Origin of the sequence: Lentilactobacillus kisonensis DSM 19906 = JCM 15041, from assembly GCF_001434135.1 — a bacterium.
Classification (GTDB): Bacteria; Bacillota; Bacilli; order Lactobacillales; family Lactobacillaceae; genus Lentilactobacillus; species Lentilactobacillus kisonensis.
Genome location: NZ_AZEB01000044.1, coordinates 1 through 10956 on the forward strand (window position 1 = coordinate 1; position 10956 = coordinate 10956).

Below are 10956 nucleotides of genomic sequence, written 5' to 3' on the forward strand. Positions count from 1 at the left end.
AGGTCGCTGGTTCGAACCCAGCCGGAGCAGTCATGATTGGTTTGATCTAACTTTTAAGTTAGGTCTTTTTTTATACGGAAAACGGTGTAAGTAGCGCAAGTTGATAGGATTAGCCCTAATCAATGGTACATCCAGCTTTTCACAATGTGCAAAAGTATGGTACGATAATGATACCGTTTATCGAAAATTAAGTCTTGTTGTGTTTGATTAATCATAAAGTCTGAGGGGATATAAAATTGATTAAACCTAAAGCAAAACGATATCATAGCTACTTTATCATTACATTTTTGGTGGGGATTTTCGTTCTGATTGGTGTTAATCTTCGGGTTAATGCGAGTTCAACAGTGAATTCATATATTCTAAGGAAGAATTTGACCCCTGTTAATGTTACCAAACAAATCTGGGCTGGGTTTCCAAAAAATAAGTATCCTGGGGGCAAACCTTCCGGGGTTGTTGTTCACGAGACGGGGAACCCAAATTCAACTATTTTTAGCGAAATCAGTTATATGAAGCAAAATTATCAAAATGCCTTTGTCCATTCCTACGTGGATGCCACTAGAATTATCAATATTGCTGATACGGATTATCTTGCTTGGGGATGTGCTTATCCGGGTAATGCCAAGTTCATTCAATTCGAGCAGGTTGAGGTCCATAATAAAGACGCTTTCGCTAAGGAAGTTAATAATGCCGCCAATTATACAGCGTCTTTACTGCGTCAGTACCGGTTACCATTAAACGATGCCTCATATGACGGTCAAGGAACTGTGTGGTCACACGCGGCGGTTTCTAAGTTTTTAGGTGGTACTGATCACACTGACCCAGTTGGCTACTATGCCACTGCGGGTAAACAGTATTTTGGTCAGGCATACACGATGAGTGATTTTTATCAGCTTGTTAAGCATTACTACGACCGTGCAAGCACGTCAAAGCAAACAACGCCAAAAGCACAGCCAGCAGCTTCTAACAATCCTTCACAGGCAGTTAGCGTTAACTACCATCTGGGACAGGGTAATGAGCATGCTCGGCTTACTAATACGTATTTGAAGTATCGTTTATATAACCATGTTAAAGACTCGGGATATTTTACCTTTTATTATAACTGGGCCAATGTGACTGCTAAACCTGGTCGGCGGGTGTATGTTGATGCTCGGGGTGTTAAAAGTCCAAGCCATACAACCTGGTATCGAATTAGATTTTCTAAAGCGGCCAACGCGCAAAAGTATTGGATCTATTCAAAGGCATTAACATTTGACAACGTGGTTTATTCAAAATCTCAACGAACGATAACTATCAAAAAGGGACATTATGCGTTAAGAAACCACGTTTATAATTCTGATTACCTGTCGCGGGTGACCGGATCCGCTAAAACAATTTTGAATCGAAAGTTTAAGGTTAATAAAAAGGCAGTTAAAACCCATTCTCAGGGAACAACTACCTGGTATCGATTTAAGCTAAAGTCAAGAAACGTGTGGATCTGTCAACAGGCACTTTGAATGTACTGTTATTTAAAATGGTGACTGATTTTAGTTTCAAAAAAGAGTGTAAGCAAAGCGGCTAGAAACTTATAATTCAGTTTCTAGCCGCTTTTGTTTCGCTCACAGTTTGTAGGACAGCTTTGCAAAGCAGAAGTCTGCACCTAAGCCACTCCGTTCAAAAATCCCAAAACCAGAGATTTCTGAACGGAGTAACTTAGGTGCAGACTTCTAACCGCTTTGTTCTGCTCACTTTATAGGACAGCTGCACAAAGCAGAAACTTCCATATAAGCACCACGACCAGAAATTTCTGGTCGTGGAGACTTATATTCCAGTTTCTAACCGCTTTGCTCCGCTCACTGTTTAAATATTTATCTCAGACGGGGTTGCAATAATCTGACGATCACCGCTATCATAAACAACTAGCGACTTTGGATAACTGTTGTTATAAGGAAACGGCGAATCAAAAGTGGCGACTAATTCGTTATCCTGAATAAAGTCGTACGACAAACTCCCATTATTATTAACTAAGTTAAAAGTAATAAGATTTGACAATGGGAAGATTCCCTGTAAGTCGTTATCAATCAAGTACCAAACATGATCGATTGCTTCATCCGGTAAGGTCGAAACAATGCTATAGCTCGCAAATCGTGAATGCTCTTTATCAAACATGAAAACACCTTCAATACAAAAATGTAATTGTTAATAACCTAACAAAAAATAATAAGTGATGCAAGTAATTGGTTACAATATGAATTCTTGATTATCCATTATTAGCCGGGTAATATGTTTTTCCGTCCGGGCAGCTTCAGGCGGTAATGTCATATAATCACCATAGATAGCTGTCAGTATTTGGTCATAATCGACTGGTACGAAAATTTTAGTATCAGCGAATGGTAACTCAATTAACGCTGCTAGTTGATCCTCAGAGAACACTTCTTTATCGTAACTATATTGGGAGGCTAAGTTCTTGTAACTGGTCAAATTGGGGTTATCATCAAATTTAATCATGAGTAATTGACGTTGGTGCTTATAATCCCAAGCAGTTTGCAATTGTTCATCCGATAGTGGATTTTGAAATCTTCTAATTGGATTATCAATTACATTATACCGCAGTTTTAAATAGATTCGACTATCGAGCCTTCGAAGACTAACGATCTGTTTACGTTGTTTGTCTTTAGAAACTGGAATTTTATCAATCGGAAAAATATCCAAGAAGACGCCTTTTCGGGCATTATTGACATTGTTCTTCTCTTCGATAAAAGTGTTACGGTCTAACATCTTTGAATAACTGAGTGCGTAGTTACTATCGGACCATGGAGATTGAAGGAAGAAGTGAGAATCATTTAAATAATGAGGGGCTTGCTCAATAAAGTGTTCATAATCCGCTCTTTGAAGACCAACGTCCATATCATCGTCCCATGGAATGAATCCTTGATGACGAACCGCGCCTAATAAAGTACCACCCATTGCCATGTACTTAATTCCGAGTGCTTCTGTAAGTTGGGTAAATTCTTTGAAGATATTTAGTTCTACATTGTGAATTCGTGCTATTACATTATCTGTCATAGTATCCTCTGTTATTATTTGATGTCTTAATTATAATGCATTTAAGAAAGATTCCCAAAACGAGGGGTATAAGGTTGCGGGTAATGACATGAAAATATATAATTAGGGTGGTATTAGTAATAATAATTATTTGGGAATGGTGAGGGATATGAGTAAAACAAATCAACAATTATTAAAAGACTCGATCGAAGTGTATTTGTCTTCTTTGAAGTATCTTGATAATTTCGTGTCAGAACCAGCAACTAAGTACGGTTTATCATTTGAGCAATATTTGATATTGCACACGATTGCCGAGCGCGATCATGTTTCATTAATGGATATTGCCAGCGAGCGAAAGGTCACTCGAAGTGCAATTTCACGGCAAATTAAGGTCTTATTACAACACGATTATATTTTTCAAAAACCTGCTGAAAGTGACCGTCGGCGATTATATCTTCATTTAACGCCAAGTGGTGAAAAGGCTGAGAAGAAGGTCAATGACCTGATTACCAAGCGATTTGATAATTGGATTAGTCGTTATGGTGAAGACAAGGTTCGTGACATTATTGCATTCATTAAGGATTTTGCATCACACGAAATGACTAAGTAAGACAAATAAGTTGTTACCAGATCGTGTTCAGGGGGATACAGTAGGGATCATATCCTTTTTGATCCCGAAGTGTAACCAAATAGCGCAATCATTCCCAAACTAGGAATGATTGCGCTATTTGGTTATGTTGATAGTTTGAGTGGTTAATCTGGGGAAAGTACCTTAATGCAGTCAAAATTTGAAGTCATTATAACTACATTCAATGAAGATCCTTATTTTGGAGCGGTGGTTGAAAAAACTATGTGCCGATTGTTACTTGGCAGAACCCACTTTTCTCGACGTTGCCAAAGAAAAAACATGGCCTAGGTATTTTTATTAACAGGGAGTATGTGTTTCTAAAAAAAGCCAATCTTCCTTCATAACTTATTCACACAATAAGTAATGAGTTATTATATACTATGGTTATAGCAACATAACACGTTGTTAAATCTCATATACAGAAAGGATGATTGCCATGTTTAGTTTAATCTGGACACTTATTATCGGTGGTGTTATTGGGGCACTTGCAGGTGCCATTACCAGTCGTGATTTACCAATGGGCTGGATCGGAAACATTGTCGGTGGATTAATTGGTGCTTGGCTCGGTCAGGCATTGTTAGGAACATGGGGCCCACAATTGGCTGAAATAGCAATTTTCCCAGCGATTGTTGGCGCAGTGGTTCTTGTGTTAGTGGTATCTCTGATAACTCGTGGTTTAGCAAGATAAATTGCGGCAATAGGAGAGGAGGTAAGGCGGTGAATCGATTAACCAAATTACTGATTTTGGTCGTTAGCATGATTGGCATTGTTCAATCTGTCTGGTTTATCGGGTTAGTCATTCCGATAGACTACTTATCAAAGATGGTCTTACAGACGGTCCAAACAAATGTTGATTGGATCATGATCCTGGCATTAGTTGGCAGTGTCATTGTTGGCTTTGTCGCAATAATGGCAATTATTACAATTTTAGTTGCTCCTAGAAAAGCCGATAAGATTGTATTTCGATCTGCTAATGGTAGGTTGAGCATCTCAAAAAAAGCCGTGGAAAAATCGCTTGAAGAAGCAATCATGCAACAAGCCGCGGTTTCAGATGTTCAAACGACCGTTAAATTGCACACTAAGAACCGGATCGCGAAGGTAAGGATAACGGCAGTTGATAAGCAAGGACGCGATTTGGTTGAATTGGGTGAAAAAATCCAAACCATCGTTGCTGCTAAAATGACTGATTTAATGAACGTTAAGGTTAAAAAAGTTAGGGTAAAGGTTAATCCCTTCGATACAGTCCAAAACAAGAAAAGGGCAAACCATCCCCGAGTAGTATAAGGAGGTCGATTGAATGAACGCAATTATGTATGGTGGCCTCATCGGCTTGATTTGCGGTCTTGTGTGGGTATTTGGGAGCTTTAGCGGGATGCTGCTGGTTCTTGCCCTAACCCTGATTGGATCACTGGTAGGGGCCATTATATGGAAATTAGGCGGGATCAAAACTTTGATCAGTCAGCTGATTAGTGATGATTAAGTTCATAAATAAAGGAGTTGATGTTGATGGATGCAACCGTCCAAAAACCAGAATTAACGAAGAAATTAACTTTTGAAAACTCAGTAATTGAAAAAATTGCTGGTCTGGTCTGTCGAAATGTTGATGGGATTTTATCTCTTGACGGCGGCATGATTAGTGAATTAGCCGATCGTTTTTCAAAATCAACTGATCCAACCAAGGGAATTGATGCTGAAGTTGGTGAAAAACAAGTCGCGTTGGATATGGAAGCAACAATCGAATATGGGGCAGATGCCCGTCAGATTTTTGATGAAGTATGTACACGAACGCAACGGGCAATTAAAAACTATACTGGCTTAGATGTTATTGAAATTAATTTAAATATTAATGATGTCCTTACCAAACAAGAATGGGAACAGCAAAGCAACCGGAAGAAAGATAAAATTGCTAATGACGTAAACGATGACCGAGTTCAATAATATTTAATTTTAGGAGGAACTTAATAATGGCTGAACAACACAAAGAAAATAGTGTCGCAACCGTATTAACTTATGAAGACGATGTTTTAGCAAAGATTGCTGGAAATACTGTTCGAGATGTCGACGGCGTATTATCACTGGAAGGTAATTTGATTGATTCCGTAACGGATCGATTCAGCGATGAAACCGATCCCGCAATGGGCGTGAAGGTAGACTTAGATAACGACGACAAGGAAGTCAAATTATCGATGGATGCGATATTGGAATATGGTAAAAGTATTCCGAGTGTCTTTAATAAAGTGACCGGCAAGTTATCACAAGCAATTAATGAAATGACGGACCTAAAACCAACCGAGATTAAGATCAATGTTAAAGATTTACAGACTAGGGAAGAATTTATGAACAAGAATCGCAAAGGTGATAAGAAAAAGGATAAAGACAAATAGAATTAGTGCTCTAGAGACGTCACTATCTCTAAACTAAAAGAATCGCCCAATTATTTCGAATTTACAGGAGTAATTGGGCGATTTTTTTAGTTTAGAATTGGTAAATCTCAGTTAAAGCATTACGCCATTGCCTCGTCTTCTTCAAGCTCTAGCCAAAGTGCAAGCGCGGTTGGATTAAAATCAGGCCAGCTTGAAATATGTGAATAACCTCGCGCTAGCAGTGAACTAACTTTCCGTTTTTTTAAATCGTCAAAAACCGTCAATGCGAACAGATTATCTTCTAAGTCTGTTATGACCGTTCCCAATTTATGATGCCATTCGGCAACGAGGTCTTGGTATATCAATAGCTGCCGGGCATTTTTAATGGTGTAGTCGACACCCTGCTGCTTCAGGGTTTCTTTGTAATCATCGTATTCTTGCAAAACAGCATCTTTGGCCTTTTGCCACTGCTCATTATTGTACCTTGGCACTTTATTAGCCATGAGTCATCCTCCTTAAGTACAAAAATAATTGCCAAGTATGGAAATACTTGACCACTCGACCTCATGTTTAGTCTTCTGAAGAACATTAAACACTAAATCGCGATATTTTGCAAAGGGGGAATAAAGAGTGTGGAATCAAGAGGAGAGGGCTTGGGTGCAAGTCTCTGCTAGGTGGAGCACGTTGACAGAAAGTGAGAAGTTCATAGCTTGATTTTTTGAGATGTTTATACGTAAACGGTTGCTCTTGGGACTTTTTGCTTCATTAACTCAATCTGTGACGGTTGCGCCAAGAACCGCTTTGAAGTGGTTAAGTGCCCATTTCTTACCCTCTGGCGTTAAGCCGGCAACCCCATTTTGATGAACGACAATATTGTAATTTAGGTTATAGGCATCTACGGCAGTGTGAAGGACACAAATATCGGTACAAACACCGACCAGGTGCAAGGTATCAATGTGACGTTCCCGTAGACGAATGTCCAAATCCGTTCCAGCAAAGGCACTGTAGCGGGTCTTGTCATACATATACACTTTATCTTCGTTTTTGTTAGCATTAAACCAATCTTTTAAGCCATCATAAAATTCACGGCCCCAAGTGTTACGAACATTGTGAGGTGGGAAGAGCTTCGTTTCTGGGTGATAGGGATCGTTAGGCTTATGAACGTCTGTGGGTAAAATAACCCAATCGCCATTTTTTACAAAGGTATCTGCTAAGCTAATAATATTTGGTTCAATGGCTTGACCAGCCTTGCCACAGCTTAATGCACCCTTATCAGCAACAAAATCATTGGTATAATCAATTATCAGTAGTGCTGTGTGTGAAGTCATAATGATTCCTCCAAAGTTAAAAATTAAAAGTATCATATACTTTTACTAAGGCTAAAGGTACTCTGTTTTAGCAGATAATTCAATCATTTGGATTGATAATTAAGTAGTTGAAAGAACAACGGCACGGTCGAAATTGTTTTCTTGTAAGGCTAGTCACTATTAAAGGCCGCCCCTTGACTTTTTAAAGAGGTTCCGTATACTTGAAAGATAAATAACAGCGAGCTGGTTAAATGGTGAAAGGCAGCGTAGTTTAATGGCAGGTACATAATTGGTTGCAGCCACTATCTGCATTTCGAGGCAATCCGTAATGGGTTGCAGAGCTTGGGTGGAACCGCGTTCAAACGAATGCCCCTGGTACCGTAATTGGTACCAGGGGATTTTTTAATTTAATCGCCTGACTCTGCTCACTATACTAGGACAGCTGCACAAAGCAGAAGCTTGCACCTAAGCCTTCTTGCTCAAAAATCCAAAACCGGGATTTCTGAGCAAGAAAACTTAGGCTCCAGCTTCTAACCGCTTTGCTCCGCTCACTTTACTAGGACAGCTGTGTCAGGCAGAAACCTGCGTGTAAGCACCTCCGAGAAAAATTCCAGAACCAGGAATTCCCCTCGGAGGAGACTTACACTCCGGTTTCTAACCGCCTGACTTCACTCACTTTTACACAAGGAGGAAACACAATGCAAACAACTAAGCAGCAAAAGACGTTATCCCGTTCTTTGAAAAGTCGGCATATTCAGATGATCGCAATTGGTGGGGCGATTGGCACAGGCCTATTTTTAGGGTCAGGATCAGCAATTCATACATCCGGGCCATCAATTATCCTTTCATACCTCATTGTTGGGATCTTTTGCTTCCTGTTGATGCGGGCGATTGGCGAACTATTGTTGTCGGACACTAATAAGCATTCATTCCTGGATTTTGTAAAGGTCTATCTTGGTGATCGCTGGGAATTTGTGACTGGCTGGACCTACTGGTTTTGTTGGATTAGTTTGGCAATGGCCGACTTAACAGCAACGGGGATTTATATTAAATATTGGTTTCCATCAGTTCCCCAATGGTTGCCGCCACTGATTATTTTACTATGTTTGTTTGCAGCAAACATGGTTAACGTTGGCTTATTCGGCGAAATGGAATCGTGGTTTTCAATGATTAAGGTTGTTGCAATTATCTTGTTGGTTGTGGTTGGCGTTTTGCTGGCACTCTTTCACGTTAAAACAAGTAGTTCAACTGCTTCATTTAGTAACTTGGTATCTAACGGCGGTTTTTTCCCCACTGGCGCACATGGTTTTTTGATGTCATTTCAAATGGTTGTCTTTGCTTTTGTTGGAATTGAAATGGTCGGCCTCACAGCTGGTGAAACCGACAATCCTGAATTAAACTTACCCAAAGCAATTAATAGTTTACCAATCCGAATTGGTCTGTTCTATGTTGGCTCTATGATTGCCGTGATGAGCGTCTATCCTTGGAACAAAATTACAACCACGGCGAGTCCGTTTGTTCAGGTATTCTCAGGGATTGGGGTTATTGGGGCGGCTGGCATTTTGAACTTTGTGGTTTTGACAGCAGCAATTTCGGCCACTAATAGTTGTTTGTTCAGTACTAGCCGGACAATGTACGCGCTAAGTATGGGCGGAAATGCATCGTCATTTCTCAATCGCCTGGGTAGAAACGGGGTTCCTAATATTGCACTGAATTTTTCAACCGCTTTTTTGTTAATAATTGTTGTTCTAAATTATTTTATCCCCGCGGGGGTCTTCAACCTGGTTTCAAGTGTCTCAACCATCAATTTTGTCATTGTCTGGATTGTTTTATTGATCGTCCATTTAAAGTATCGAAAAGCCAATCCCAAGGGAGTTAAGGCCTTTAAGATGCCTGGGTATCCAATAGCTGATTATATCAGCTTAGCCTTTTTTATTTTCATTCTTGGATTCTTGTTAATCAGTACCTCAACTCGGGTTGCAATGGTGATTTCACTTGTCTCAATTATTACGATGCTGGTGGTTTATCAACTTACTCAAGTGAAAAAGACAAGGTGAGTTCCCAAATGACTGGCAATTTCCAGAGTCACACAGTAATTTGAAAAAAATTGGTCATCCATTTACAATTTAGTTATAAATGAACCGTATTAATTAAATAGCAATGAGGAAAAATCGATGATAGAAGTTCACGAATTATCTGGCTATACCTGGGTTGAAGCGATCAATCCCAGCGAAAATGAATTAGACGATATTACGGGTAAGTACCAGTTACCTAAGAAGTTTAAGAATTATATGCTTGATCGTCATGAACAACCTCGATCAGCTTACGACGAGCTGTCGGCCTTTGGGGTCCTTGTTATTAGAGGGATTGCGACGAGTATGGATAGCAAAGCAGCGACCGTTCCGATCTTTTTGGGGTTTAGCGATAATGTCTTAATTTCGGTTTGCCATGATGCCCGTCAAGCACAGTTATTAAAGGATCAAGCTCAGTTTGATTATTCAGAACTCAGCGAACATATTCTGGCGATCCTAATGGCGATTTTGACTCCTTATTTTGATAAACTTGATGAGATCAGCCAACGCGCGGAAAAGCTTGAAGGCGTTCGGGGTCGCAAGATCAGCAATAAAAACTTGGATAGTCTGGCGATGATGAAAACAACGTTGGTCTATTTACGGTCGGCAACGGCGGGAAACCTGATCGCAATCCAAGAACTTCAAGGAACTTTCCATGAGAAATTGACGCTCTCTGTAGCGTTAACGAAACGGACTGACCAAGAAATTTCAGATCTTTTGATTGAGTACAAGCAGTGCCAGACAATGTTTGACGTGGTTGGCGATGTGGTTAGCGAAACTGAATCGGCTTTCGGAAACATTTTGAATAATAAGTTAAATCAAACCATGCAATTTTTAACGGTATGGTCATTAATCTTGGCAATTCCGCCAATTGTGTCTGGCTTCTATGGCATGAACGTTAAATTACCGTTTGCGGATCGGTCTGAGGCCTGGTTTTATACGCTGGTGATTACATTGCTCCTCGTTGTTTGGATGTTTCTACATATTCGTTTTAATCGGCGTCATTAATGTGAATAACGCCATTAAAATAAGCGTCTGGTACCAAAAGTTATTTTGGCCAGACGCTTATTTTGAATATGTTTTGCTGCCACATGGATCACCGTTTTCTAAGTGTTTAAGTTTGTTGACGGCGTTGAGGACGTTGCCCCGCACGAGATCACTATGATCAACTGCAATTATCGTAAATGGAAGTAGAAGGTCACCAGGAAAATCATGAATGATTTGTTTATCCATTAAGATAATGTCAGTCGTTGGAATTGTCGGATCAAAAAAATGATCAGCAATAATATTGATTGGTGATTGAATAGCGTTCAGATTACTTTTCAACCTGTCACAGAAATTTTGTAATAAAGCATCGTCGACAATTGGATTGCCAGTAAGGGAAGGTTGGATTTTTCCTCTGCGGATGTCGCCCACAATTCTGATAGTCATATTTTCACTGCCCCTCGTCATTTAATAACCAAATGACATGTTACATGGTCGCGCCAGTCATGACGTATAAATTTGGATATCTTTTATCAATATTAATCATATTCCTGATTTATTCACAAAGATATGCAAAATAC

14 protein-coding genes are annotated in these 10956 nt (G+C 39.7%); 9 read left to right on the forward strand and 5 right to left on the reverse strand.

The window, feature by feature from the left end; translation table 11 throughout:
• Positions 1 to 236 precede the first annotated feature (236 nt).
• Positions 237 to 1493: a peptidoglycan recognition protein family protein gene (locus tag FC98_RS12890; RefSeq protein WP_235803641.1), complete on the forward strand. Its 1257-nt coding sequence runs from the start codon at positions 237 to 239 to the stop codon at positions 1491 to 1493.
• Positions 1494 to 1836: 343 nt separating this feature from the next.
• Here the strand turns inward: FC98_RS12890 and FC98_RS12895 are convergent, their stop codons facing one another.
• A complete protein-coding gene (locus tag FC98_RS12895) occupies positions 1837 to 2145 on the reverse strand; it encodes a DUF960 domain-containing protein (RefSeq protein WP_008858452.1) in 309 nt (102 codons plus the stop codon).
• 72 nt (positions 2146 to 2217) lie between these two features.
• Complete coding sequence (locus FC98_RS12900) at positions 2218 to 3042, reverse strand: LicD family protein (protein WP_008858451.1); 825 nt, start codon at positions 3040 to 3042, stop codon at positions 2218 to 2220.
• Between the two features lie 136 nt (positions 3043 to 3178).
• On the opposite strand from FC98_RS12900, the gene FC98_RS12905 reads away from it, so the two are divergent.
• The 6 genes from FC98_RS12905 to FC98_RS12930 all read left to right on the forward strand — a co-directional run bounded on the left by FC98_RS12905 (position 3179) and on the right by FC98_RS12930 (position 6033).
• Entirely contained in the window at positions 3179 to 3631 is a 453-nt protein-coding gene (locus FC98_RS12905; protein ID WP_008858450.1) for a MarR family winged helix-turn-helix transcriptional regulator, read from the forward strand.
• Positions 3632 to 4085: 454 nt separating this feature from the next.
• The gene (locus tag FC98_RS12910) at positions 4086 to 4337 is read left to right on the forward strand and encodes a GlsB/YeaQ/YmgE family stress response membrane protein (RefSeq protein WP_040472060.1); all 252 of its coding nucleotides are present in this window, start codon (positions 4086 to 4088) and stop codon (positions 4335 to 4337) included.
• Between the two features lie 29 nt (positions 4338 to 4366).
• Complete coding sequence (gene amaP, locus FC98_RS12915) at positions 4367 to 4933, forward strand: alkaline shock response membrane anchor protein AmaP (RefSeq protein ID WP_040472059.1); 567 nt, start codon at positions 4367 to 4369, stop codon at positions 4931 to 4933.
• 13 nt (positions 4934 to 4946) lie between these two features.
• Positions 4947 to 5129 carry a hypothetical protein gene (locus FC98_RS12920; RefSeq protein WP_008858446.1) on the forward strand — a complete coding sequence of 61 codons (183 nt, stop codon included), beginning with the start codon at positions 4947 to 4949 and terminating at the stop codon, positions 5127 to 5129.
• Positions 5130 to 5155: 26 nt separating this feature from the next.
• Entirely contained in the window at positions 5156 to 5587 is a 432-nt protein-coding gene (locus FC98_RS12925) for an Asp23/Gls24 family envelope stress response protein (RefSeq protein ID WP_040472058.1), read from the forward strand.
• A 26-nt stretch (positions 5588 to 5613) separates the two neighbouring features.
• A complete protein-coding gene (locus FC98_RS12930; RefSeq protein ID WP_008858444.1) occupies positions 5614 to 6033 on the forward strand; it encodes an Asp23/Gls24 family envelope stress response protein in 420 nt (139 codons plus the stop codon).
• A gap of 119 nt (positions 6034 to 6152) precedes the next feature.
• On the opposite strand, the gene FC98_RS12935 is transcribed toward FC98_RS12930, so the two are convergent.
• Both FC98_RS12935 and FC98_RS12940 read right to left on the reverse strand, forming a co-directional pair.
• The gene (locus tag FC98_RS12935; protein WP_008858443.1) at positions 6153 to 6515 is read right to left on the reverse strand and encodes a hypothetical protein; all 363 of its coding nucleotides are present in this window, start codon (positions 6513 to 6515) and stop codon (positions 6153 to 6155) included.
• Between the two features lie 267 nt (positions 6516 to 6782).
• A complete protein-coding gene (locus tag FC98_RS12940) occupies positions 6783 to 7340 on the reverse strand; it encodes a cysteine hydrolase family protein (protein ID WP_040472057.1) in 558 nt (185 codons plus the stop codon).
• A gap of 677 nt (positions 7341 to 8017) precedes the next feature.
• Here FC98_RS12940 and FC98_RS12945 point away from each other — a divergent pair.
• Positions 8018 to 9376: an amino acid permease gene (locus tag FC98_RS12945; RefSeq protein ID WP_040472056.1), complete on the forward strand. Its 1359-nt coding sequence runs from the start codon at positions 8018 to 8020 to the stop codon at positions 9374 to 9376.
• Between the two features lie 117 nt (positions 9377 to 9493).
• Entirely contained in the window at positions 9494 to 10399 is a 906-nt protein-coding gene (locus FC98_RS12950; protein WP_008858440.1) for a magnesium transporter CorA family protein, read from the forward strand.
• Positions 10400 to 10456: 57 nt separating this feature from the next.
• Here FC98_RS12950 and FC98_RS12955 read toward each other — a convergent pair whose 3' ends face one another.
• The gene (locus FC98_RS12955; protein ID WP_040472055.1) at positions 10457 to 10822 is read right to left on the reverse strand and encodes a hypothetical protein; all 366 of its coding nucleotides are present in this window, start codon (positions 10820 to 10822) and stop codon (positions 10457 to 10459) included.
• Positions 10823 to 10956 lie beyond the last annotated feature (134 nt).